We start from the raw sequence: 26,348 nt of genomic DNA, 5'->3' as shown, positions 1-26,348 counted from the left end.
CGAAGGATTGTTTGAAAGGAGGAAGCAGCATGAAAAAAATTTTAATGTCAGAGGGAGCCAGCTTAACATCTAGAGAAACATTGACTGTGTTAAAAAAAGCAGGAGTGATTGTAGATGTAATGGGGGCATCAAAGTGGTCAATTAGCCGTTTTTCCAAGTGGCGTAGACATTATTTTTCAGGATATCGGGTAAACGAGCCGAAAGCATTTTTAAAAGAAATCAGTACACGACATGAACAGAACCACTATACCTGTCTTTTACCTACTCATGAAGAAATCTGGCTTTTTGCCTGGACTAAGAACTATTTAAAAGGTCTTCCAGTTTACACTGCTTCAAAGGATGCTTTTGAAAAGGTTGAAGGAAAGCGTCAGTTTGCTCAATTAAGTGAGCAGATTCATTTTCCTCAACCACAATGGTGTCTGGCTGAAAACCGAGCCAGCTGGTCAGAATTCCCCTGTTGGCTGAAAGCTGATTTCAGCACTGCAGGCAGAGGTGTGGTGAAGATTCATAACCCTCAAGAGCTTGAAGAAGAGATGCAGGTTTTTGCGGAAAAGGGAATCAAAGTGAGCGATTTAATGATTCAAAAAAATGTAAGCGGTACCTACGGACAAGTACAGGCCTTGTTTGAAGAAGGGAAGTTGATTGCTGTTCATAGTTCACAACAAACGGGTATTGGTCCCGGCGGCTCGGCAGCAGCTCGAATCAGCTGTGATAGTACAGAAGCTATTCAGCAGTTAAATGCTTTCGGCCGGCATACAGGCTGGAATGGTGGAATTACATTTGATTTTATTAAGAATAAGCATCAATTATTATTTATTGAATGCAATCCGCGGATGGTTGAGCCAGGCAATGCGGCAGCAGCTGGTGTAAATTTTCCTGAGCTATTGATTGGGTTAAATGAAAAGCAGGAATTTACTGACCAGCCATTAAGAATAGGGAAAGCCGGCGTTAAAACACATAGCACCCTTGCATTACTTATGGGCACTGCTGAAAAGACGGAAAGCAGGTTGGAAATACTTAAAATATTTTTCAGTTGTTTATTCCATAAAGGTATGTTTAAAGAGAGTAGAGAGGTTTTAACTCCATTGAATGATCTGCCGAGCTTGCTGCCTTTAATGGTTGCTTTTATCATTTTTCTGATGAATCCGAAGGTGCATAGAAAGATGACAGCACAGGCGGTTAACAACTATAGTCTGTCGCCAGAGATAATTCAGAAAATCGCTGAAGGAGGTTGTGACAAAAGTGTTTAGCTCCGAGAACCAAGTAGGCACTGTTTAACATCAGCTCTTCTCTCACTGTGTTTCATAGCAATAAGAAGGTAATCTGAAAATTGTCAAGAAACACTACGAGGAAACCAAGTAGCTGCTGATTGATACCTACCTGGTGCTTGAAGCAACCCGTCTTTACCTCAACCTCAAATAAAAAAGAAAAGCCAACGGCTGAAAAGCAGAGAAATCTGACTTTCACTCGTTGGCTATTTATCTCAATTTTTTATTAACCTTTAACCCAGTTTCGGGAAAGCCATCTTGAAAATTGTGAGATTGAAAAATTAATGGCAAAGTAGATTAGTGCGACCAGTCCATAAATCGCAAAAACCTGAGACGTTTGCGCATAGCGTCCCATAAGTATATAGGATTTACCGAAAAGTTCCTGTAAGGCAATAACTGAATAGAGGAAGCTAGTATCCTTAATCACTGTAACAAACTGTGAAATAATTGCCGGCAATACATTACGAATCGCCTGCGGCAATACAATGTAAAGAAGGATTTGAAACTTACTGAATCCTTGAGAACGAGCGGCTTCCTTTTGACCATTATCAACGCCATTCAATCCGCCGCGAATGATTTCTGCAAGAGCTGCTGTGGTGAAAACAGTAAAGCTGACGATTCCAGCGGGTGTTGATTTTATTTTGAAAATCAGGAAAATAACATAAATCCAAAGTAGGTTGGGGATATTTCGGACAATTTCAATATAGAGACTTGCCAGAAATTTTAATGGTCCCCGTTTTTGATTTCGACATACAGCAAGGACTGTGCCGAAAATTGTACTCAGGAGAATGGCAACAAAGGAAATATAAAGCGTCAGTTGTAAACCATTCCATAAAAATTTCAAATTATTAGCGGTAAAAATTTGACTAATTTGTTCTGACATATGTCCCCTCCTATCTGCTGTATGCTTTCTTATTATTTTCTTCCAGTCTTCTTGCTAGTGTTGCTAATGGGAAGCAAAGAATAAAATAGAGAAGACCAGCAACTGCAAAGGCAGGAATATAATTCAGATTGACCGAGGACCAGCTATTAGCGGTAAACATGACATCTGCACCGGAAATAATAGCTACTGTCGACGTATTCTTGATTAAGTTAACTACCTGATTTGTTAAAGGAGGCAGCATAATTTTCCAAGCTTGAGGTAAGATAACATACCGCATCGCTTCGCTATAAGAAAAACCCTGCGAATAGGCTGCTTCGAACTGTCCTTTTGGAACGGCTCCGATACCAGAACGAACAACTTCTGAAATGTAGGCGCCGTGATAAAGTCCCACACAGAGAATAGCCGTAGTTGTGGCTGAAAAGGTGAAGACAGGATTACCGTTAATCATAATCATTGGCAAACCATAGTATACCACCACAAATTGAATCAGCAGTGGTGTGTTTTGAAAGAACTCAACATAGACGCGGGTGATTCCTTTCAACACTCGGCTGTTAGTTGCTGATAGGCTTCCGAAGAAAATCCCTAAAAACAAAGCCAAAGCGAGGGCGCCTAATGAAATTAAAATAGTATACAGGAAGGCGTCTGCAAACAAACGCCAATCTGTTAAAACAGCCTGCCAGCGATGAAGAGCAAATGGCCCTTCAGTCATCCATGAGGCGGTAGCTATAAAAGATGGCATATAATTTCCCTCCTACATCCATACAAAACGCTGGTGAAGTAGAAGCTTACTTCAGGTTCCATGCCTTGTAGATTTCTTCTAATGATCCGTCATCCTGCCATTTTGTAATCAAATCATTTAATTTATCATTTAGTTCAGTGTTGGATTTTTTCGTTGCGATACCGTATTCCTGCGGAGAAAAACCATCTGCTAAAATTTCTGTACTGTCATCAACATAACCAGACAGAATAGATTTATCAACAGAGAAAGCATCAATGCGTTTAGAAGTTAATGCTGTTTTCAGTTCGGGATAAGAACCTAGCTCTTGGAAGTTAAAAGAGACACCCAGCTTTTCACCTTCTGCAATAATCGCTTCTTTAGTTGTTGCAGATTGTGCTACACCAATTGTTTTACCGTCAAGGCTCGCTGTATCAGTTAATCCATCCGCTTTTCTGACTAAAAAGCCAACCTCGTCCTGATAGTAAGGTGTAGTGAAATTGTAGGTTTCTTTCCGTTCATCTGTAATCGTAAAAGTTGCAATAACCATATCAATTTCGCCATTATCCAATAACGGACCTCTCGTTTTTGCGGTTACTCCGACAAATTCGACATTATCTTCACTACCAGTTAGTTCTTTCGCAATTTTGCGTGCAATGTCAGGTTCCATTCCTTCATTTTTGTTTGTATCTGGGTTCATATAGCCAAAGTTAGGTACATCTTCTTTAATTCCAACTTTTATTACGCCGGCATCCTTAATTTTATCTAGCGCTGAAGCACCTGAGTTTGACGCAGCATCTTCACCGCCGCCGCAGGCTGTAACTAATCCCAGTAAAAGAAGAAGTGATAAGCCGCCCAGTATTTTTTTAGTTTTTTTCATAATAAACTACCTCCTAATTTTTTAACAATAAACTAATGTAAAGTGATTAAAAACTAATTTCTGTAAATTACTACAATTACATTGAAAAGAGCAGCCTTTAGGAATTATGAATAATTTTACTCAAAAATTCTTTTGCCCGCTCATTCTGGGTGTTTGTAAAGAAGTGTTCTGGAGTGCCGGTTTCAACAATTTGTCCGTCATCCATAAAAATGACTTTATCTGCCACCTGACGGGCAAAGCCCATTTCGTGTGTAACACAAATCATCGTAATATTCTGTTTTGAAAGATCAACCATTACATCTAGAACTTCCTGAATCATTTCCGGATCAAGGGCAGAAGTTGGTTCATCAAATAAGATAACTTCAGGATGCATGTTTAGTACGCGGGCAATTGCCACACGCTGCTGCTGTCCCCCAGATAGCTGGGCAGGAAAGGCTTTTGCTTTATCCGCCAAACCAACACGCTCTAAATATTCCATCCCTGTTCTAGTGGCTTCTTCTTTACTGATGCCCTTAACTTTGATTGGCGCTAAGGTAAGATTGTCAATAATTGTTTTATGGGCATATAAATTGAAGTTCTGAAAGACCATAGCGACCTTTTGCCGAATTTCTTGAATAGGTGCTTTTGGTTCAGTTATGTCTGTACCGTTGATTAGGATATGTCCATCAGTTACTTTTTCCAGACGATTGATACAGCGGATTAATGTACTTTTTCCAGAGCCGGAAGGACCAATAATAACAATTTTTTCACCCTCTGCAACTGAAAAGGAAATATCCTTTAGCACATGATGGTCCCCAAAGTATTTGTTAACATGTTCTAATGAAATCATAAACGTTCTCCTTTATGTATAATAGTATCTATTCTGAGGTATGAAATGTGATGAAAAATAACGAAAAGAAAGAGAAGGAAGGAAAAATCAGAGGAGCATTTCATTCAGAATAGTTGCTTTGACTAGTCGGATACTGGCTATTTTAATGATAATTTAATAAAAACAGATTGTTTTCACTAATGTAAAAACATTTATACTTAAAAGTTAATGCTTTTATCATAATTCTTTTCTTTTGTTAATGTTAGAAATTATAACATAAGTTTTTAAGGAATACTAGTTTTTTTGTGAAAACTGAACGAAGAAAAATCTGCTTATAGTATGGTAGGATAAAATGAGAATAGAGGATTAATGCTTGAAAAAGTCTTTGAAAAAGTAGAGAATAAGGGTATTGAAAAAAATGATAAAGGTTTGATATAGATGAATAATGGAGCAATTGGATTTATTGATTCCGGTGTGGGCGGATTAACGGTTATGAAAGAGGCAATGAAACAGCTGCCGAATGAACGGTTGATTTATTTAGGTGATACAGCACGTTGTCCCTATGGTCCTCGTCCAGCAGAACAGGTGGTTCAGTTTACTTGGGAAATGACTTCTTTTCTATTGAAGAAAAATATTAAGATGCTGGTTATTGCCTGTAATACAGCAACAGCTGTTGCCTTGGAAGAAATAAAAGAAAAGCTGGATATACCTGTTGTAGGTGTGATACTTCCAGGATCAAGAGCTGCACTAAAAGCCACTAAAATCAATAAGGTTGGTGTAATAGGCACTGTAGGTACTATTAAGAGCGGTTCCTATAAGTTTACCATGCAGGGAAAAGTACCTGCTGTTCAAGTTACAAGTTTGGCTTGTCCAAAGTTTGTACCGATTGTAGAAAGTAGTGAATATCACTCTTCTGTAGCAAAAAAAGTTGTGTCTGAAACACTAAGGCCACTAAAAAATAAAGGGTTGGATACATTAATATTAGGCTGTACTCATTATCCCTTACTGCGGCCCTTAATCCAAAATTTTATGGGCAGTCAAATGAAGCTGATTGATTCTGGAGCAGAAACAGTAAGTGAAGTCAGCGTGCTGTTGGATTACTTTAACTTATCCGCTGCACCTCAGTCCGTTCAGCCGCTAAATGAATTTTATACAACTGGTTCAGCAGCCATGTTTAAAAAGATTGCCAATGACTGGCTTGAACTGGAAACGATTGATGCATACCATGTAAAACTGGAGGAGAGATAGAGATATGATTAGACATGACGGAAGAAATGAACGCCAGCTGCGGAAAATAACGATTGAAACAAATGTCTTCAAACATCCTGAAGGCTCTGTACTTATTTCATTTGGCGATACAAAAGTGATTTGCTCGGCAACCGTTGAGGAAAAAGTTCCGCCCTTTTTGAGAGGACAAGGAACCGGCTGGGTGACCGCAGAATACAGCATGCTTCCTAGAGCAACAAATACTAGAAACATACGAGAAAGTGCGAAAGGTAAGCTCTCTGGAAGAACAATGGAAATTCAGCGGCTAATTGGCCGTTCGTTACGCTCTGTCATTCATTTGGAAGCGTTAGGCGAACGTAGTATTATTGTTGACTGTGATGTTGTTCAGGCGGACGGCGGTACGCGTACTGCAAGTATTACTGGTGCGTTTGTGGCTATGCGTTTAGCTGTAGATAAGCTGTTCCATACTGGTGTATTGGCGGAAGATCCAATCAAGGAGCACTTAGCTGCTGTCAGCGTAGGAATTCTACCAGATGGTCACTGTGTACTTGATTTAGATTATGAAGAAGATTTTTCAGCAAAAGTTGATATGAATTTAGTAATGACTGAATCAGGAGAATTTGTGGAGATTCAGGGAACAGGGGAAGAAGCAACTTTTTCTGGTGAAGAGCTGAACAGCATGCTCTTTTATGGAAAAACGGGAATCAGTGAACTAATAGGGGAGCAAAAAAATGTTTTGTTTCAATCTACTCAAGTAGAGAATACTGCAGATGAAAAAACAATTGTCATAGCGACTGCTAATCCAGGCAAAGCGGCAGAGTTTAAACGTTTGTTTGCTTCTAAAGGCTATGCTGTAAAAACACTACTGGATTATCCAGAGCTTCCTGATGTGGAAGAGACTGGCACAACCTTTGAAGAAAATGCCCGGCTAAAAGCAGAAACAATTGCTTCAATTTTACAACAACCAGTTTTGGCCGATGATTCTGGATTAATTGTAGATGCACTGCATGGGATGCCTGGGGTTTATTCTGCTCGTTTTGCTGGGGAGCCTAAGAGTGATGCCGCCAACAACGCCAAACTATTGCATGAAATGACAGAAATTCCTAAAGACAAACGAACAGCCCGTTTCCATTGTACATTGGTTTTTGCGGCTCCAGATAAAGAAAGTCTTGTGGTGGAAGAGGACTGGGAAGGGCAAATCGGTACGATTCCAAGAGGAGAAAATGGTTTTGGCTATGATCCACTGTTTTTTGTCCCTGAACAAGGAAAAACAGCTGCAGAGCTTCCTTCAGAAGTGAAAAATGAAATCAGTCATCGCGGGAAGGCTGTTGCCAAACTAAAAAATGAATGGGAAAGCTGGCTGAAGAACTAAACCGACAGGAGGAAATAGATGAAGTATTTAGTAGTAAGTGATAATCATGGTGACCGGGATATCTTAGTTCAGCTGGTCAACCGATATAAGGATGAAGTTGATGAAATGTTTCACTGTGGTGATTCTGAACTTGAAGCGTCAGATCATCTCTGGGATTATTTTACTGCGGTAGTAAAAGGGAACTGTGATTACGGTCCTGGATTTCCTGATACAGCTGTAAAAAATACAGGGCAAGACATCATTTTCATGACCCACGGACATCTTTCCAATGTTCGTTTTGGTCTGAATCAGCTGTCTTTACAGGCGGAAGAAGCTGGTGCAACAATTGCTTTGTTTGGTCATACACATGAAATCGGCTGTGAAATGAGACAGAACTGCTTGTTTTTAAATCCCGGTAGTATCCGTTTGCCAAGAGGACCGATTCAGATACAGTCCTACGCACTGATTGAAAGTACAGCAGATAACTTTGAGGTTCAGTATTATGACCGCAATTTTGAAGCTGTTTCAAAACTTCACTTTAAATTTAACAAATAATAAGAGAAATGCTAGTTCAAAAATGTTTTGCTTCAAGAAAAAGGCTGTACTGTATTGAAAATGTCCATGTGGAGTCATTTTTGTATAGTACGGCTTATTTCCGAATGAACAGCTTTGGGGCTTGTCTTTGCTTCGGATTTGGATGTACTAAGAGGTGGGAATTTATTGTTTTCCCTTTTTTATAGTTAAACGACAGGACACTCAAAATTATAGTTTGGTATTTTACAGCTATCTAGAAAGCGCTTTAAAATAGTTTTTTACTACGATTATATTATATATATTGTGGAGTAATTGTCTTTCCATCAGAACAGCAAATGAAGAACTATAAGAAATACAGATGTTTTTCCGTAAAAAAGTCAAGGGGAACTGAAATGTAAAATTTTTTAAACGAATGTGAAAAAACTGCGAATTTGAAGACATTCGACTTTCTTTTTTGTACAATGTAACTTGTAGGGTAAAAAACGAAATGGAGGCACTCCAATGATTGGAAATGCTGTTAAAGAATTATTACTTGAAAAAAAAGAAACATTTATGATACCAGCAGAGAATGTTGCAAATGTGATGTGCTTAAATCCGCTGAACCACGCGCTGCTTGTCTTATCACAGGTAAGGTATTCGAAGATTCCTGTATTAGACAAAGGAGATCGTTTCGTTGGATTGATTAGTTTAGCTGATGTAGTGGATAAGATGTTCGATTTAACTTCTGTCGATTTGGAAAAACTACAGGAATTTACTGTTGCAGATGTTATGGAAGTCGGTGTAGCTGTAATTGGCGAGAACTGGGATTTAGAAGATATCCTGCATTTACTGGTAGATTCTCCCTTCTTGCCGGTTGTTGACGACAATCAATGCTTTAAAGGAATCATTACTAGAAAAGAACTGCTGAAGGCTGTCAACCATATGGCACATGAATTGGAAAAGCATAATATCGTTTTGCCTAAAATGAATGAAGACGAGGAAGGTCAGGCAATCTAGTTGCTGCTGATTCACTTTTAGCTGCTTATTTGTTATGCTGTTTGTTAGAAACTGAAGGGAGTTAACGGGATGGATGCGTATGAAATTATTAGTTACATCGGGAATGCAGAAAAGAAAACACCAGTTAAAGTAACGCTAAAAGGGCGATTGAAGGAACTGATATATCCAACAGGTGTTAAAGCTTTTACAAATTGCAAAACAGGAACCTTGTTTGGAGACTGGTCGGTTATTCAGCCGTTTTTAGAAACGCATAAAGAAGTAATAGAAGATTATGTTGTTGAAAATGACAGCCGTAATTCCGCAATTCCTTTATTAGATACGAAAGAAATCAATGCACGAATTGAACCGGGAGCTATCATTCGAGATCAAGTAGAAATCGGTGATCATGCAGTAGTTATGATGGGTGCAATCATTAATATTGGTGCTGTGATTGGTGAAGGAACAATGATTGATATGGGTGCTATACTTGGCGGACGAGCTACTGTTGGGAAAAACTGTCATATTGGGGCAGGAACTGTGCTCGCTGGAGTGATTGAACCGCCTAGTGCAGAGCCAGTAGTTATTGAGGACAATGTATTGATTGGCGCAAATGCAGTCGTTTTAGAAGGAATTCGTGTCGGAGCAGGAGCAGTGGTCGCTGCGGGAGCGATTGTTGTAGATGACGTTGCTCCAAATACCGTTGTTGCTGGTGTGCCGGCGAGAAAGATTAAAGACATTGATGAAAAAACAAAAGGCAAGACAAATATGATGGATGAACTGCGAAAATTATAAGCATCAAAGCTAGAGGTTGTGACCGGAGTGTTCTGTCTCAAGAAATAAAGCGGACTATATCGAAAATTGTTAAGAGACACTGTGAAGGAATCGAGTAGCTGGTGATTAACAGCAAACAGGTGCTTCCCCAGTTCTCAGTATAGTTAGTTTGCCTTATTGCCGAAGAGATGGCTTCTGGCACACCGTTTATTTGATTTTAGGGAGACAAGGGGATAAGAATGCTCTATTTGTCTATCGGAGATACCATTATAGTCGGTTAGAATGGAGAAAAGAATGTGATACAGGAACGGTTAAGTGAGATTAGAAGAGCACTTCATCAAATTCCGGAAATTGGTCTTGAAGAAGTTGAGACGCAGCGCTATCTATTGGCAGAGATTAACGCTGTTAAAACCTCGTATATGAAGATAAAAACCTGGCAGACAGGTACACTAGTTTTCGTTCAGGGCTATAATCCTGAAAAAACGATTGGCTGGCGTGCGGATATTGACGGCTTGCCTATTACAGAAGAGGTTCTATCAGATTTTCGTTCAGTACATGAAGGGAAAATGCATGCCTGTGGTCATGATTTTCATATGACCATTGGTTTAGGCTTGATGGAAAAACTGTCTAGAGAACAGCCGAAGAATAATTATCTATTCCTTTTTCAGCCTGCGGAAGAAAATGAAGCAGGAGGGATGCTGATGTATGAAGCAGGTGTCTTTGGCGATTGGCTTCCAGATGAATTCTATGCCTTACATGTGAATCCTGATTTACCAGTAGGAACGGTGGCAACCAGAAGCGGTACGCTTTTTGCCGCGACTTGTGAAGTTAGGCTTCATTTTAAGGGGAAAAGCGGCCATGCGGCATTTCCAAATGTAGCGAATGATATGATTATCGCAGCGACTAATTTTGTGCAGCAGGCGCAGACGATTATCAGTAGAAACGTTAACCCTGTGGAAGGCGGAGTTGTGACGTTCGGTACTTTTAACGCTGGAACAACGAATAATGTAATAGCAGGGGAAGCGAGGATCACTGGAACTATTCGCACATTGACTGATGAGAGCAATGTTTTGACTCAGCGAAGAATTAGAGAACTGGCAGCCGGCATCAGTCAGTCTTTTAATTGTGAAATAGATGTGATTCTTGATCAGAAAGGCTATTTACCAGTAATTAATAATCAGAAAACAACAGAAACGTTTGTTCAGTTTATGCAGGATGAGCAGGATGTTGTATTTGAAAAGGCACCGGTTGCCATGACCGGTGAGGATTTCGGCTATTTGCTATCCAAAGTGCCTGGAACAATGTTCTGGCTAGGAGTGGAAAGCTTGTACGGGCTTCATTCTGAACGGTTTGAGCCCAAAGAAGAAGCCCTGCCATTTGCTGTAGAACATGTTGGGAATTTTCTACAGTCATTAGATAAATGAGTAAAATGTTATAAAAAGAATAACCAGATATGCTTCTTAATGAAGTGTCTCTGGTCTTTTTTGTCTACAAATTGCTTAAATTGGCGGTTTATAATGTGATTTTGTAAAAAATCTATTTCTTTCCGGAAATGTCTATGCTAAAATATATGTATCTTTGACATTAAGGAGAGAAAAAATGAAAAAAGTATTGTATTGTGTTGCGTTGGCAGCGTTATGTTGCCCAACGGTATTAAGTGCACAACAAGTTTTTGCTGAAGGAACACCTGCTTATGATGCAGCTTCCAGTGAAGCTGTACAAGAAGCGATTGAAAACTCGTTGACTGAACTCCCAGAAGGAACAACAGAAACAACCGAAAGCTCTGAGTTGACTGAGGGGACAGAAACAACAGAAGAGTCTTCTACAGAAGATGAAAGTTCAGAAGAAACAGAAACAACGACTGAAGAAACAACAGAAGAGGCAGAGGTGCCAGTTGAAACTGAAACGACAGAAGAAGCTGTATTGCCGGAAGTTGTTGAAGAGCTGGCAGCTGAAGAAGTTGCAACTCAAAAAGTTGCAGCAGTAACAATGAAAATTAATTTTATCCACAATGGAAGTTTGATTCATGTGGAAGAAATTGTAGGTTTTGATGGAGAGCCTTGGAATATGTCTGCACCAAAAGGATATGTTGTTTCGTCAATTTCAGATATACGTATTACTTCAAATAATTCTGCAGTTAGTGGTTCGGTACAAGGTTATTTGTCATCAGATTTGACTGTACTAACTGTAGAATTATCTCTTCCAACTGATACAAGTGTTGTCTTTAATTATGTTGATGATCAAAATTATATCATTACTGGAGGTTATCCGGTACCATATATTACTGGAACTCCTGGAGAAAAGTATACATTTAATCCACCGGAAATTAGAGGATATATTTATGAGGGCGGACCTATAACTGGTATCTTCGGTAATTCTGGAACAGAATTATTCCATGTAAAATATACTAGATTGGAATACGATTTGAATATTGTATGTGTGGACGAAAATGGTAATCAGTTTTATTCTGAGACACACAGAAAAAAATGGGATGATCATATTTGGATTAATCCCCAAATTTTCTCTGATAGAGAATTAATTGGTTTTGACGATTTGTTGGATATAGAAGGTAATCCTATTACAGCGAATGATTTTCCTTATTTATATACGTTTATTATAGGGGGAGAAACACTTGTATTTAGATATAAAACATTGTCTACTATAGAAGAATTGCCTGGTATAAATAATGTTGTTCCTCCTGCGACTATAGTTCAACCTGTTGTTCATAATAATCTCGCTCCAGAGCAGGTCATTCTGCCGCTAACGAATACAACTACTAAAACAGAAAACCAACTACCTGCAACAGGTGAAGAGTCGAGTGCTGTGGCATTGATTGTTGGAACCTCAATGGCTGCTTACGCTGGTTTCTTGTTGTTAAAGAAAAAAGAAACTGAATAAAACAGCTAAAAAACTACCCACTTTTTCAATGGGTAGTTTTTTTTTATTTTATCGTAATTGGGCTGTTAGGAATACTGAAGCCTGCTTCGGATAAAGCAACGACATATTGAGAAAGAAAATCTTCTTTAATGGAAGCCTGTTTACCATTGAGAACATACATAATCGTACGAATGGCAAAGTTGCCGTTACCTAAATCAACCATACCAAAAAGTGTTGGTCCATTCTGAATATCTTCTTCGTGCTTGGCAGCAAGCCGTTCATTTACTTCAGTGATTGTTTGTTGGATTTGCTCAATCCCTTCCTCTGGAACAATGCGAACATCAATCATAACTTGAATATTGGAGCGTGAAAGATTGCTGATTGTTACGATGCTGCGGTTGGGAATAAAATGGACGGTACCATCCAATGACTTTAGCTGGGTTGTCCTCAGACCAATAGAAGTGACCGTTCCTTCAATATCCAAGGCTAGCAGACGAATATAATCTCCTACATCCATCTGTTGTTCAAGGATGATGAAAAAACCAGTAATGATATCATTCATAAAGCCTTGGGCTCCTAAACCAATGGCGACACCGGCGATACCTGCTCCAGCCAGCAGCGATCCAATCGGTACGCCAATGACACTTAACAAGGAGTAGATAAAAAAGAAAAACAGCGTGTATTGAAAAGCATTTCTTGTTAATAAATGCAGCGTATTAACACGGCTATTGCTGAGTGATTGCTTTTTACCAATCTGATTTTTATATAAATGATTGATTAAGGCTTTACCTATTCGATTAATTAATAAGAATAAAAGGATGAGAAAGGCAATATAAATGACTTTTTCAATGATGACTGCGGTAATCTTATCCCAGTCAATGGACTGCCAGTACCGTTGGAAAGCATTGACTTTTTTTACGGTTTCTTCTGTTATGTATAGACCTGATGAATCTGTGGTACTCTGTAACGTTGTTCTTTGTTGAAGTAGAAACATAGTGTTTCCTCCTTTAATATGACACTTTCTCTATTTTACCCAAAAAGTTGAAAACCTGCCAGCTTTGTTGGCTTTCTCAGTAAAATTTTCAGAAAAATCTAACAATCAATAAGAGAATATGTTACAATATTCTGAAAAATGAGGGGGAATATTAATGATCGATTGGGAAAACTTGGGCTTTGACTATATCAAAACACCATTCCGTTATCTGTCTATCTGGAAAGATGGCGAATGGGATGAAGGACAACTAACGGAGGACAATACACTGCACCTTCATGAAGGATCCGCCGCTCTCCATTACGGACAGCAAAGCTTTGAAGGTCTTAAAGCCTATCGATGTAAAGATGGTTCTATCAACTTGTTTCGGGTGGAAGAAAATGCAAGGAGAATGAATCGTAGTGCAGAACGTTTATTAATGGCTAAAGTGCCGGAAGAGAAGTTTGTTCAAGCAGTAAAAGAGGTGGTACGAGCAAATAGTGATTATGTTCCACCTTACGGGACAGGTGCGACATTATATATTCGCCCTTTGTTGATTGGGATTGGTCCTGGGATTGGTGTAAATCCTGCGCCAGAGTATTTATTCACGGTATTCTGTATGCCAGTTGGTGCCTACTTTAAGGGCGGGTTGACACCAACGAACTTTATCGTCTCTGATTATGATCGAGCAGCCCCACAAGGAACAGGAGCAGTGAAAGTTGGCGGGAATTATGCTGCTAGCTTGTACCCAGGAGAGCAGGCTCATGAACGAAAATTCTCTGATTGTATCTATCTTGATCCTGAAACCCATACAAAGATTGAAGAGGTGGGTTCGGCAAACTTCTTTGGTATTACTGCGGACAATCGTTTTGTAACGCCGCTATCGCCGTCGATTTTACCAAGCATTACCAAGTATTCTTTGCTTTATCTGGCTGAGCATCGGCTGGGGATGGAAGTTTTAGAAGGGGATGTGTATTTGGATCAGCTGGATCAATATTCAGAGGCTGGAGCCTGTGGAACAGCTGCTGTTATCTCACCAATAGGCGGCATCCAGACATTTGATTCTTTCCATGTTTTTTATAGTGAAACTGAGGTAGGTCCAGTTACGCAAAAATTGTATGATGAACTAACGGGAATTCAGTTTGGTGATGTGGAAGCACCAGCAGGCTGGATTGAAAAGATATAAGATATTTTTTATTTTATAAACATGAAATCACTGCAACAGTCTGAAGAAATTTTCTTTAGACTGTTTTTTATTTCCTTTGTAGGTGAAATAAACGAAGTAAAAAGATAATGATTTCATTTTTTGAGAATAATTCTCGGCTTTTTGTGGTATTATAACTATATAGAGCATGTTGGAGCTCTAATTAAAAAGGTGAAAAAGGTTGCTGGAGGAGAGGGAAATGAGAATTGCATTATTTGATGAAAATATTGATGATTTGAATCTTTTACAATCTCTGTTATTGTCGCTGGCAAGTCAAGAACATGAACTGGCTACATTTGATAGTGGACTAGACTTGTTAAAGGCAATAGGAGTAGAGGAAGAAAGGTTTGATATTTATTTTTTAGCAGTTGAAGGAAAACAGCTCTCAGGGATAGAAGCTGCTGAGGCTATACGAGAGAGTAATCTTGAAGCGTTAATTATTTTTCTATCAGAGGATATGGAGAAGATGGCATCGGTATTCAAATTTCAAACCTTTGACTACCTGCTAAAGCCAGTTCTATTTGAAACGCTAAAAGAAACAGTTGAACGGGCCCGTAGATATTTTAATACCATTCATCCTTATTTTGAGTTTTCCTTTAAGAAAAGAAACTTTCTTCTTTCAATGAATGATATTTCATATATCGGAAAGTCAGGCAGAATTGCCTATATCCACACAGAAAATGAAATCTATAAGAGTTATTTAACAATGTCTGAAATTATGAATAAATTAAATCCTGATTTGTTTATCCGGATTCACGGCAGCTATGTAGTCAATCTTAACTATGTGACGAAAGTGGTCAATGGCGAGGTATTCGTTCGAACGAAAAGTGAAACTGGGATCAGCGAAGCTGCTATTTCTATTAGTAGAACCTTTAAAGAAGATTTGAAATCAAAATATGCTTTTTTTGTAAATCAAAGAAGAGTAAAATCAATAAAGTAGTTTTCTATTTATTTAATAGAAATCAAAAAGAGCAGTATATTTTTTCTATACTAGAAAAAATGTACTGCTTTTTTTTGTTTTTTTAGTGAAAATAAAAAGTAATTTAGAACGTCTAACGAACAGATTGAACGAAATGATTAAATTTGTATAATACGCTATTTTTTACTTATAAACTGCAAGTTTTTACATTTAGATGCCATGAATAAAGAAGTATGGTAAAATTACTCTGTTAGAAAGAATAAGAAACTTTCTATATAAATATTAATTATAATTGGAGGAATGTAAAATGGCTGGTAATATGAAAATGGATTTTGGTGCCTTAGAAGATTCAGCAAAGAAATATGGTACAGGTGCTGATGATATCGATCAAGTACTACAAAATTTAACAAACGAACAGCAAGTAATCCTTGGTATCTGGGAAGGTGAAGCTGCGAGACAATTTGATGCTCAATTCCAAGAACTGTCACCAAAAGTACAACATTTTGCTGAATTATTAAGAGATATCAATTCACAACTGAACGAAAGCGCTAGAATCATGAGAGAAACTGATGAACAGCTTTCAAAAGTTTACGGTTTACAATAAAAACAACGGTTACTTTTGTAACGAATGAAAGTAACGCAGAAGGAATAGAGCGGGGGTTCAACCTCCCCCTATTCTTTTTTGTTATCCAAAAAATAGTTTATCTTTTTAATAGAAGTTTATTTAGTTTTTTATGTAATTATATTTTTAGTTATAAATAGTTTTTATTTTATTTTTAGGAGAGTGGAGATGAATAATAAGAAACTTTATTATATTTTAAGGTCTGTTTGGATGGTAGTGATCCTTCTTATTACCCTTATATTTATGAATCGTGATTTCACCGATATTTCTGCAAAAAAAGAACAGGAAGAAGAAACCAGACTGAACATAGCCTTAGTTAATGAGGATGTAGGGGTAACACGTAATGGCAGAACCTATCATTTAGGTGCTGACTATGTGAAGAAGATTGAGAAGGATACCGATCATAACTGGTATACAGTATCTCGGGGAATAGGCGAGAGCGGTCTAAAGAATGGTACATATAATTTATTAGTAACGATTCCCAGCAGTTTTTCTGATAAATTACTTGAGTTAGACAGTACTTCTCCAGAGAAGGTTCAAATCAATTATAAAATTAATTCCAATGGCAATAGTGCATTGGAGAATGAATCTAAGAGCGTCGGGCGTCGGATTGTCAGCGGACTGAATCAGCAGCTGGTAGATATGTATGTTGTTAGTATTATCGATAACTTGTTTACTGCGCAAAAAAATATTGAAAAGGTTTATACCAATCAAACGGCTTCGGTTGACGAGTTCCAGAATATCTTGTATCAGCCGACAATTGATTTTAAAAACTATTTACCAGCAATCACTAGTCAATCAGATAGTGCTTTACAGTCCAATAATTTGTTGGCTGATTTATTAACGAGCTTTACAGATACAACGACTTCATTAGTGGATAGCCATAAAGATTATTCTTCTATTCTGGAACAGCTGCTGCAGCAGCGAGCAGATGGCAAACTGACATATGAAGAGTTTGTAGAGATATTGCTTTCATTAGACAGTAGTATTTTAAATTCTGAAACGAATCAGCTGTTTGGACAAGTAGACAAGGTAAATGAATTCTTTACGAATAATTTTATTTCAATGGAAGAAGGGGAGTATTTCCAGCAGATGGCTGGTCTGACAGGAGACTTCGAACAATCCAAATTAGATATTGAAGAACAAATTGAAGCATTGAATAAATTAAGGGACAATTTCTTTGGAACCTATGAAGAGCAGTTTTATCTTTCCTTTGGCTACAAAGCTCCTATAGAAGGAGAAACGTATCCGGAAATTACGTTGAGGGATGTACTGAAGAAAAATGATAACTCTGATCCTGATTTAGAAAATAATGAATCAACTGATGCCTTTAAAAACATTTCTGAGTTCAATACAAAATATGTTAAAAAAATGCAGGATCGATTAAACTTACTTCCAGTTCGGAATACTGCTGAGTTTGATGCCTTTGCATCGATTTTCCACTATGATAATGCTCCATACTGGAATTCGACTAGCGGCTTAGGAAATCCGTTAACTGAAATTGAAAGTTACTTAAACGGTACAGGAAAAATTAATGAAAAAATCAATGATATCAATGCACAGATTATTGCTGAAAATGATAAGTATTATGGCGTTGATCAGTGGAAGGATCTTGATCCTTATATTGCAGTGCCATTATTAGATTTTTCTGCAGATAATGCGGATGTGGACACAGGATATGGTAGTTACTATAGTGAGTTGAAGAAGAAACATGATGCTCTACTGAATCTTAGAGAGAATATATCTACTCGTTCTCAATACAACCGTTCTTTTAAAATCACTTGGAGAAATGTCGGAGAAAATTCTTACCTGTATATTAATCCTCCAGTTGGTGTGGATGTCATGTCAGTTGATAATGCCAAAAGAATGACGGCTGACGGAGTTGTTCCACAGAAATATATAGTAACTAAAGGAACAAAGAGAGAGCTTAAAGTTAATTATAAATTTGAAACTGCGTATGATGAATCTGTACAAGACCCAACTATGACCATCAAGGCTGTACAGTCAAAAGTGGATGATAATGGAGGGTCAGTAGAACCAGTTAGATATGAAATAGTTCAAGATGAGCAAAACATACTTATTCAGCCAATGAATACGACGAACTCAGATGAAATTGAGGGAGTCACGGATGACTCACTTGAAGAAATGTCTGAAGAATCAACGGACCTTTTAACCGATGAGAGCTCAGTTAGTGAGAATGAAGCAGAGAATGAAACTGAAACAGGAGATAGCACAGAATCTCTTGAAGATATAGCTCCTCATTCAGCAGATGCATTGACGAGAGCTCAGGCTGGTTATTATGTTGAATGGGAGCAATCCCTAGACACATCTGTCTTTCTTTCGACAGAGTATCAAAATGCCAAACGCGAATACTCTGAAGAAATTGGAAAAATTTTAGAGCTCTATAAAACGGTAGATGAAGAACTAAAAGAATATTCAGATTATCCATTTATCACTTTCCATACCTTCCTTGATATGAAGCTAACTGACGTTTTCAAGTCTGTGTTGAATCAGTCATTTATGAACAGTGAAGGTGATTTTGAAAAGCAATGGACGCAGCTGCATACCTTAAAAGATCTTGCTGTATCTATGGAAACAAAAAATGAGCAAATTAATAAAACCCTTGGAGAAATTCAAAGTAATACAAGTACCCTAAATTCTTCAGTAGCTACACAGTTGGAATTGTTGAGTACCTGGCAGGAAACTTCTGAATCATTAAAATCCAGCGAAGATCTAGTCAAATCAATGAACGATCAAACGGATACTGAAATTGATTCGATTAATGACACATTAAAAGCCATTTTGGCACAATCAGAAATGGTTAAAGAATCTTCTCAGCAAAATGTGGAAGAAGCAAATGGCGTGAAAAGCGTCTTTGACGGCTTTAACAAAGAGGTTGCTAATGCGCAGAAAAATAGTGAAGATTTGTCGAACAATGCCGATTTAATCATGGAGGATCTGAATAAAGAACTGGAAAATAATTCCAGCTTTGTAGATGCCTTTGTCAAAGTATTAAACAATGCGTATGAAGACGGTGTACCGAACAACACATTGCTGCAGTTTATTGCCAATCCAGTTACTGGTAATGCAGAGGCAACCATTCAGACAACGGAAGTTAATCAGCCGTTTACGTGGATTTTGATAATGTTCACCTTGAGCTTATTTATTGCTTATCTCTTTGCTACACAGCCGGTTGTCCGTCGAATTAAAGATAAATTCAAACGTGATCAGTTATGGTTCAAAGACAATATTATGGAAACTATCTTGTTGAGTACAAGTGCTGTTTTAGTTGGACTGATACTGGCGCTGTTAAGCATCGGTGAGCTTGCTATTACCAAGGAGGCACAGATTGTTTGGATTATGATGGTGCTGATTTTCATGCTGATTTTCTCACTGATGAACCATTATGCATTGAAACAATTCCATGTTGCTGGTTTCGGATTGAGTCTCTTCCTATTTATCAGCTACGTGTTTGTCACGAATGCGATTGGTAAGAGTAAGGAAAACAATCCGATGGTTGGGTTTATCCGACAGATTAATCCGCTGTCGATAGGTGAAAATAATCTGGCAGATATCCTATCCAATAATCCGTTGGATGTTATGAAAATCATTTTATATGTACTGGTTATTGCTGCCTTAGTAGCGTTTAACATCTTCATCTGGAAGCCTCGGAAAAAGGCAAAGGAAGTGGCTAAGAAATGAAAAAATGGCTGATTTTAGCAATTTCGATTATTGGTTTGGGAACCTTTTCGCAAACTGCTGCAGCTAAAGAAACGCTGTTGGATAATGAGCTGGATTTAAAAACAGACCGTCTTAACAAAGAGCAGGGAGCAGATAATAAGACACAAAGCTTCATTGCTGAAGACCGTCTATTTGATGCAGAAATGATAGAACGAGTGAAGCATGCGGAAGAAGTGCAGGCACAAGCAAAAGAACAGGAAAAAGCTGAATACTTTTTAGTTGAGGCGCCGGCAGTGAAGGAGTTTGATACAGAGGAGCTGTTTGCCGATGGGGAAACAGTGAAACTGGCAAAGCAGGAGACAGCGGGAACACCCGCTGCTGCTCCGCCTTCGCTGCTTCCGCTACTTATAGGAACAGCGATACTGACTGGTGCAGCACTGTTTTTGTATCATTCAAGAAAAAGAGGAAAAGCAGATGGCAGATAGCAAAGAGCATATTAATATCACATTAGTTTATAACGATAATAAAGAGAAAATGGTTGATTTACGTATTCCCAATAATATTACGGTTTATCGTTTTATCAGAGAGCTAAACCAGATATTTGGGAGAAATAAAGAGTTGAAAAAGTATCAGTTGAAGGTTTCAAATAAAGGAATACTTTTAGATGAAGAAAAAAGGCTTAAAGATTTCCCGATTACGGACGGGGATATTATAGAAGTGTTGGAGGAGCAAGTACATGGAATCAGCTAAAGAAACATTGGCAGCAGTAACGATTGAGAATCATACGTATGAATATACAAAGAACGCGGCAAGCTGGCTGCTTACGCTGCGCAAATCAGAGGTACAGGTGCATGAAGAAAAAGATTTAGCCTTATTAAAGGTGGCCCATCCTTTATTGATGGCAACAGAGATTCATTGGGAAGAGGATGCGGTGTCGTTTACTTATCAGCTGCCAAAGGAAAAAATCACATTTTCTGAGCTGACTTCTCATTCAAAGGAAGATAAGTTACGGGCAATGGTCAATGTGGCAACAGTGAAGCAGCTGTTGGAATTACCGCTGACATTTTTTATCCATCCAGAAAATATTCTTTTTGATTACAATTTAATGCCGGTTATTGCTTATCGGGGGCTGGAAGGGAAAATGCCGCCTCAAGTAATTAATGAAGAGTTGTTGCTGCGTCAGTACAAAAGCTTGATTATTACTCTATTTGAAGGGAATCAAGATTTTTCTAAGCTGTATGAAGGACAGCTGGATATCAAAAAAGGGTCAAAATTTATTCAAACAGTTATTAATTTGGGCAGTTTTGAAGAAATCAGACAGTACCTGATTGAAAATTATGACCAAACAGTGATGCATACAGAGAAAACGACGCGGAAGGTCAGTAAGACACGTTTTACAGTGATGAAACAGCTGTCGATTTGGTTGCCTATTTTAGCTGTTGCATTGGCTATTCCGCTGATTTATCTGTTGTTTTTCCGAATGCCGTTTTTAGATCGGATGCAGGACACAGATACCGCCTTTTTGAAAAATGACTATGAAGCAGTTATTACAACGTTGGAGCCGGTAAAAACAGATGCTATTCCTTATACGCAAAAATATGAACTAGCATACAGTTTTGTCCAGGGAGAAGCTTTACAAGATAAACAGAAAACAGTTGTTTTAAACAATATTACCCTGCGCTCAGATGAAAATTATCTGGATTACTGGATTGAAAACGGCCGGGGAAATTTGGATGAAGCATTGGACGTAGCGAAAAAGTTAGAGGATTCTGATTTGATTCTTTATGGTATTACACAGAAAATTGAACAAGTTCGTAATGATGCTGCTATGTCAGGAACTGAAAAAGAAGAAACAATTTCTAAACTGGAAGATGATTATCAAAAATATCGTGAAAAACGTGACCTAGGTGTAGAAGAAGCCGAACAGACAACGGAAAGCACGCAGCAGGAGGGCAATTAGATGGGAAAAATGCAAGCGGTCATCTATTTTGAAGGCTATCGCTATCAGCTCCTACTCGATCAAGAGAAAGAGTTTTTGCTTTCTAATGATAATCAGGCCGATCTTCACTTGCCGCTGTCGGAAGAGGAGCAGCTTTCTCTACGCTACGATGGTGAATGGTTGTTGAAAAATGGTGATACTGAACAAGCAGTATCAAAAAATGAGCGTCATCAAATTTCGCTGAATAGTGGGAAAGAACTAACGATTCTACTGACAGCCGCTGAAAAAATGAAGATTTTTGATTTGTTGGATAAAAAAGAAATTATTATCGGAAATGAAAAAGGAGCATCACTAACGATTGCTGACTCTGAGTTTTCAGCAGTTTTAGAAAAATCCGGCGAAAAATGGAAAATGACCTTGCTGGGCGGCACGATTACGTTGAACAATCAGCTGATAACGGGTACAGAATACTTGCTGGAAAAAGGGGACGAGTTGTCATTTGACAGACATACCTTGAAAGTCTACGCACATGAAATTCATGCAACGCAGGGAACTGTACTAAATTCTAATTTTTGTGAAATTTATCGTTCCCGTTATGAAATGTATGATGAGTATCCTGATTTTCACCGCTCGCCGCGGATTATCTACAGGGAACCAGAAGAAAAGGTCATTATTAATGCGCCTAGCGATCCAAAAGAAGAACCCAAAGAACAACTGATAAAAATCATTGTTCCGCCTCTTGCTATGCTGGCGGTAACTGGGGTAATGGCATTCATGCGTTCCAGCGGGATGCTGGTCATTGCCAGTGCGGCTACTACATTGATGACGATTATCTTTTCTGTTCAGAACTATTTTAAAAATAAAAGGGAACATAAGCAAAGCTTGATTGATCGTGAAGTCAAATACAACCAATACCTAGTCGATAAGTCAGTTGAAATGTATCAGCTGAATGAAAAACAGCGGCAAGGTCAGCACTACCATTATCCGAATGTTTCAGAGATTTTGGAAATGGGAAAAACATATAGCCCGAGAATTTATGAAAAAACAGCACTGCATTTTGATTTTCTATACTATCGTCTTGGTTTAGGACGAGTAGATAGTACAAGCAACATTGACTACTCCAACCGTGAGCGTGGGAAAGAAACAGATGCACTTGAAAAGCTGGGCTATGAGTTGTATCTCAAAAGTCTTCAATTGGAGGATATGCCGATTCTGGCTAATCTGGTTCACGGACCAGTAGGCTACATTGGCCCGAGAAATCTTGTGTTGGAGCAGCTTCATCTGTTGGTAAATCAGCTGTCGTTATTCCACAGCTACCATGACTTACAGTTTATTTCGATTTTTCCTGAGGCTGAGAAGGACCAGTGGGAATGGATGCGCTGGCTGCCTCATGCGAAGCTGCAGGACGTTAATGTTCGTGGATTTGTTTATAATCAGCGAAGTCGGGATCAGGTACTAAACAGTCTGAATCAGATTCTGAAAAATCGTAAAAATGCGATGGAAGAAAACAAAGGAAGTCGCGATAGTACAATTTTCACCCCGCACTATGTAGTTATGATTACGGATGAGAAGCTGATTCTTGACCATGTCATTATGGAATTCTTTAATGAGGACCCTAGTGCATTAGGCTGCAGCGTGATTTTTGTAGAAGATGTTATGAGCAGCTTATCAGATAATATCAAGACAGTTATTGATATCCGCGACCGAAATACCGGAGTTCTTTTGCTGGAACAAGGAAAATTGATGAACACGGCATTTAAGCTGGATCATTTCCCGGCAGGGTTTGATAAGGAGGCTCTGCCTCGTTTACTAGCGCCATTGAATCATTTACAAAATCTAAAATCCAGCATTCCGGAATCTGTTACTTTCTTAGAAATGTATGGGATTGAAACCTTCGATGAGTTCAATGTAACGCAGCGCTGGGCACAAAATTCACCGCATAAAACACTGGCGGTACCACTGGGACTTCGCGGGAAGGATGATATTGTTTATCTGAATCTCCATGAAAAAGCGCATGGACCACACGGACTAGTTGCCGGGACGACAGGTTCAGGTAAATCGGAAATTGTTCAAAGCTATATCCTAAGTTTAGCTGTGAATTTTCACCCGTATGATGTTGCCTTTCTACTGATTGACTATAAGGGCGGGGGGATGGCCAATCTCTTTAGAAACCTGCCTCATTTGCTGGGAAGCATTACCAATCTGGATGGCGCACAAAGTATGCGGGCCTTGATTTCTATCAATGCCGAGTTAAAAAGACGCCAGCGTTTATTCTCAGAGAACAACGTAAACCATATTAACCAGTACCAGAAGCTATACAAAAACGGTGATGTCGATGAACCAATGCCTCACTTATTCCTGATTAGTGATGAGTTCGCCGAACTGAAATCAGAACAGCCGGAGTTTATGAAGGAGCTGGTTTCAACAGCCCGTATCGGTCGTTCTTTGGGAATTCACTTAATCTTAGCAACTCAGAAGCCTTCTGGGGTAGTAAATGATCAAATCTGGAGTAACTCGAAATTCAAGCTGTGTCTGAAGGTTGCCGACAAATCCGATAGTATGGAAATGCTGAAAACAGCAGATGCTGCTGAAATCACACAGGCAGGACGTTCTTATCTTCAAGTTGGGAATAACGAAATTTATGAGTTGTTCCAAAGTGCATGGAGCGGGGCGGACTATCAGCCGGATAAAGACGATCAGCAGATTGAGGATCATACGATTTATCTAGTCAATGAGCTGGGACAGTACGAAATCCTAAGCGAAGATTTAAGCGGACTGGAAAATGCAGAAGATGTCAAACAGATTCCAACTGAATTGGATGCAATTATCGATGGAATTCATGATGTAGCAAATCAGGAAAATATTACGCCGCTGCCAAGACCATGGCTGCCGCCGCTGGAAGAAAGAATTATTGTCAGCGAGCTGCATCCAACGAATTTCAAGGAAGCTTGGGTAACAGAGAAACAACAGTTAGAACCTACCCTTGGTGTAGTTGATATTCCAAGTATGCAGGCGCAGGAAACCTTAAACGTGAACATGACGCACGAAGGACATATTGCTGTATTCAGTAGTCCAGGCTATGGAAAAAGTACTTTTATGCAGACGGTGGTTATGGACCTTGCTCGTACGCACAATCCGGAACGCCTGAACGTTTATCTATTGGACTTTGGAACCAATGGATTATTGCCTTTGAAGAAGCTGCCTCATGTAGCAGATACGATGAGCATTGATGAAGAAGAAAAAATTGCTAAATTCGCACGAAGAATCAGCGATGAGCTGAAACGCCGTAAGAAATTGCTAAGTGAGTTTTCTGTAGCCAGTCTGGAGATGTATGAAAAAGCCAGCGGCAAAGAAGAGCCGATTATCCTAATCCTGTTGGATGGATACGAAGGGATGAAGGGAGCTAAGTTTGAAGAGCTTCTGGACAAAGTGATTACACAGGTTGCCCGTGAAGGAGCCGGTATCGGCCTTCATCTGGTATTGTCGGCTGGACGTCAAAATTCTATGCGGATGAACCTTTCAAGCAACATCAAGCTGCAAATTGCGTTGAAGCTGATTGATGATGCAGAGCCGCGCTCAATTGTGGGACGTACAACATTGACTATCGACGACCTGCCAGGGCGTGGACTGATTAAGCTGGAAGAACCTGAGCTATTCCAAACAGCTCTACCGGCTGCAGGGGAGGATACACTACAAATCATTGAAGCCATTCAAGACGAGGTTGCGGAAATGGATGCCTACTGGACAGGTGAACGCCCTGAAGAAATACCAATGGTGCCGGAAGTTCTTTATTTTGAAGAATTCAAGCAGAAAAAACGTGTGCAGCAGCTTATTTCAGAAGGTCATATGCCGATTGGTCTGCATTATGAAACGGTAGAACCAATCACTGTCTCTTTTGCAGCCTACAAGCATTTACCAGTTTTTGCACCAAAGTATGAACGTTTAGTGAACTGTATGCATAGTCTGCAAGGCTTTATTGCTGAATCAAATCATTATGATTATATGATTTTTGATGATCAGGAAGAAAATCTGGCAGAATATCAGGAAACAGCTTTTGGCTACAGCTCTGAAAAAGAAAACTTCCTGTCAATGTGTCAAAAAATCATCGAATTTATTGAAGACAGAGAAGATGATTATGAGGATATGAAGGACAGCGGCGAGGTTGCAAATCTGAAGGAGTTCCTCCTAAAAGTAAAACCTTTGGTTCTCGTTATCCCTAACATCTCCTATTTCCTTGCAGATATTGATAAGGAAGCAGAGAAGTTATTTATTCAAATCATACAAAATGGCGCCCAGGTCGGCGTGTATCTCTTGTATGGTTCAGTCTTTAATGCAGTGAACGGCTACGACGATTTAAGCAAGCTTCTGAAATCTTTCGACAAAGGAATTGTTCTTGGAAAAGTTGCAGATCAGTCTCAGCTGAAAGCTTCTAATCTTGGCTATAAAGAGCCGGCGCCAGATGATACAGAAGGCTATCTGGTAGAAAGCGAATTTGCTGATAAATTGAAAATATCGTTGTCTATAAAGTAAAAAAATAGGGTGAATCTCTTTAGAGACTCACCCCATACATAGGAACAAACGGAGAAGGCAGTAGCTTGAAAATTTGAATGCTTTCAGCTCCTTCTTCCTGCAAAGAAAAACCGTTTTTGAAAAGTTTGTGGCAAAGGCACTATGGCCTTTATCTTTAGCCAAGTGAATAACAGATTCGCAGATAGATAAATACT

Annotated in this window: 21 protein-coding genes; 16 read left to right on the top strand and 5 right to left on the bottom strand. The window is 39.0% G+C overall.

The features are described 5' to 3' along the window. Positions 1 to 29 precede the first annotated feature (29 nt). Complete coding sequence (locus tag AC1Z3K_RS00625) at positions 30 to 1,250, top strand: carboxylate--amine ligase (protein WP_461731488.1); 1,221 nt, start codon at positions 30 to 32, stop codon at positions 1,248 to 1,250. A gap of 244 nt (positions 1,251 to 1,494) precedes the next feature. On the opposite strand, the gene AC1Z3K_RS00620 is transcribed toward AC1Z3K_RS00625, so the two are convergent. The 4 genes from AC1Z3K_RS00620 to AC1Z3K_RS00605 all read right to left on the bottom strand — a co-directional run bounded on the left by AC1Z3K_RS00620 (position 1,495) and on the right by AC1Z3K_RS00605 (position 4,575). Further along, positions 1,495 to 2,151, bottom strand: coding sequence for an amino acid ABC transporter permease (locus tag AC1Z3K_RS00620; protein WP_426082996.1), 657 nt, complete (start codon positions 2,149 to 2,151; stop codon positions 1,495 to 1,497). A gap of 10 nt (positions 2,152 to 2,161) precedes the next feature. Then, positions 2,162 to 2,890 (bottom strand): amino acid ABC transporter permease, encoded by a 729-nt coding sequence (locus AC1Z3K_RS00615; protein ID WP_426082998.1) that lies wholly within the window; start codon positions 2,888 to 2,890, stop codon positions 2,162 to 2,164. 46 nt (positions 2,891 to 2,936) lie between these two features. Continuing rightward, entirely contained in the window at positions 2,937 to 3,746 is an 810-nt protein-coding gene (locus AC1Z3K_RS00610) for a transporter substrate-binding domain-containing protein (RefSeq protein ID WP_426082999.1), read from the bottom strand. 97 nt (positions 3,747 to 3,843) lie between these two features. After that, positions 3,844 to 4,575 (bottom strand): amino acid ABC transporter ATP-binding protein, encoded by a 732-nt coding sequence (locus AC1Z3K_RS00605; RefSeq protein ID WP_426083001.1) that lies wholly within the window; start codon positions 4,573 to 4,575, stop codon positions 3,844 to 3,846. 417 nt (positions 4,576 to 4,992) lie between these two features. On the opposite strand from AC1Z3K_RS00605, the gene racE reads away from it, so the two are divergent. The 7 genes from racE to AC1Z3K_RS00570 all read left to right on the top strand — a co-directional run bounded on the left by racE (position 4,993) and on the right by AC1Z3K_RS00570 (position 12,310). Continuing rightward, positions 4,993 to 5,802: a glutamate racemase gene (gene racE, locus AC1Z3K_RS00600; protein ID WP_426083003.1), complete on the top strand. Its 810-nt coding sequence runs from the start codon at positions 4,993 to 4,995 to the stop codon at positions 5,800 to 5,802. 4 nt (positions 5,803 to 5,806) lie between these two features. After that, entirely contained in the window at positions 5,807 to 7,153 is a 1,347-nt protein-coding gene (gene rph / locus AC1Z3K_RS00595) for a ribonuclease PH (protein ID WP_461731487.1), read from the top strand. Positions 7,154 to 7,171: 18 nt separating this feature from the next. Further along, positions 7,172 to 7,687, top strand: coding sequence for a metallophosphoesterase (locus AC1Z3K_RS00590; RefSeq protein ID WP_461731486.1), 516 nt, complete (start codon positions 7,172 to 7,174; stop codon positions 7,685 to 7,687). A gap of 480 nt (positions 7,688 to 8,167) precedes the next feature. Then, positions 8,168 to 8,662 (top strand): cyclic-di-AMP-binding protein CbpB, encoded by a 495-nt coding sequence (cbpB, locus tag AC1Z3K_RS00585; protein WP_426083008.1) that lies wholly within the window; start codon positions 8,168 to 8,170, stop codon positions 8,660 to 8,662. A 69-nt stretch (positions 8,663 to 8,731) separates the two neighbouring features. Further along, the gene (gene dapD, locus AC1Z3K_RS00580) at positions 8,732 to 9,433 is read left to right on the top strand and encodes a 2,3,4,5-tetrahydropyridine-2,6-dicarboxylate N-acetyltransferase (protein WP_461731485.1); all 702 of its coding nucleotides are present in this window, start codon (positions 8,732 to 8,734) and stop codon (positions 9,431 to 9,433) included. Positions 9,434 to 9,708: 275 nt separating this feature from the next. Next, on the top strand, positions 9,709 to 10,836 hold the full coding sequence (locus tag AC1Z3K_RS00575) for an N-acetyldiaminopimelate deacetylase (protein WP_461731484.1): 1,128 nt from the start codon (positions 9,709 to 9,711) through the stop codon (positions 10,834 to 10,836). 175 nt (positions 10,837 to 11,011) lie between these two features. Next, positions 11,012 to 12,310 carry an LPXTG cell wall anchor domain-containing protein gene (locus AC1Z3K_RS00570; RefSeq protein WP_461731483.1) on the top strand — a complete coding sequence of 433 codons (1,299 nt, stop codon included), beginning with the start codon at positions 11,012 to 11,014 and terminating at the stop codon, positions 12,308 to 12,310. A 43-nt stretch (positions 12,311 to 12,353) separates the two neighbouring features. Here the strand turns inward: AC1Z3K_RS00570 and AC1Z3K_RS00565 are convergent, their stop codons facing one another. Then, positions 12,354 to 13,283: a mechanosensitive ion channel family protein gene (locus AC1Z3K_RS00565; RefSeq protein ID WP_426081796.1), complete on the bottom strand. Its 930-nt coding sequence runs from the start codon at positions 13,281 to 13,283 to the stop codon at positions 12,354 to 12,356. Positions 13,284 to 13,437: 154 nt separating this feature from the next. Here AC1Z3K_RS00565 and AC1Z3K_RS00560 point away from each other — a divergent pair, with 154 nt between their 5' ends. The 8 genes from AC1Z3K_RS00560 to essC all read left to right on the top strand — a co-directional run bounded on the left by AC1Z3K_RS00560 (position 13,438) and on the right by essC (position 26,154). After that, positions 13,438 to 14,445, top strand: a complete 1,008-nt coding sequence (locus AC1Z3K_RS00560; RefSeq protein ID WP_426081795.1) for a branched-chain amino acid aminotransferase — start codon at positions 13,438 to 13,440, stop codon at positions 14,443 to 14,445. 217 nt (positions 14,446 to 14,662) lie between these two features. Further along, positions 14,663 to 15,403 carry a LytR/AlgR family response regulator transcription factor gene (locus AC1Z3K_RS00555; protein ID WP_461731482.1) on the top strand — a complete coding sequence of 247 codons (741 nt, stop codon included), beginning with the start codon at positions 14,663 to 14,665 and terminating at the stop codon, positions 15,401 to 15,403. 286 nt (positions 15,404 to 15,689) lie between these two features. Further along, positions 15,690 to 15,986: a WXG100 family type VII secretion target gene (locus tag AC1Z3K_RS00550; protein ID WP_461731481.1), complete on the top strand. Its 297-nt coding sequence runs from the start codon at positions 15,690 to 15,692 to the stop codon at positions 15,984 to 15,986. Between the two features lie 186 nt (positions 15,987 to 16,172). Continuing rightward, complete coding sequence (gene esaA, locus AC1Z3K_RS00545; RefSeq protein ID WP_461731480.1) at positions 16,173 to 19,706, top strand: type VII secretion protein EsaA; 3,534 nt, start codon at positions 16,173 to 16,175, stop codon at positions 19,704 to 19,706. Continuing rightward, entirely contained in the window at positions 19,703 to 20,170 is a 468-nt protein-coding gene (locus tag AC1Z3K_RS00540) for a hypothetical protein (protein ID WP_461731479.1), read from the top strand. Before esaA ends, AC1Z3K_RS00540 begins: the two co-directional genes overlap by 4 nt. After that, a complete protein-coding gene (locus AC1Z3K_RS00535) occupies positions 20,160 to 20,435 on the top strand; it encodes an EsaB/YukD family protein (protein WP_426081790.1) in 276 nt (91 codons plus the stop codon). The genes AC1Z3K_RS00540 and AC1Z3K_RS00535 overlap by 11 nt, the downstream gene beginning before the upstream one ends. Continuing rightward, positions 20,422 to 21,645 (top strand): type VII secretion protein EssB, encoded by a 1,224-nt coding sequence (gene essB / locus AC1Z3K_RS00530; RefSeq protein ID WP_461731478.1) that lies wholly within the window; start codon positions 20,422 to 20,424, stop codon positions 21,643 to 21,645. The genes AC1Z3K_RS00535 and essB overlap by 14 nt, the downstream gene beginning before the upstream one ends. Next, on the top strand, positions 21,646 to 26,154 hold the full coding sequence (gene essC / locus AC1Z3K_RS00525) for a type VII secretion protein EssC (RefSeq protein WP_461731477.1): 4,509 nt from the start codon (positions 21,646 to 21,648) through the stop codon (positions 26,152 to 26,154). Positions 26,155 to 26,348 lie beyond the last annotated feature (194 nt).

This window comes from Enterococcus sp. LJL128, assembly GCF_056924295.1.
This window is presented reverse-complemented; position numbering and strand designations above follow the sequence as displayed.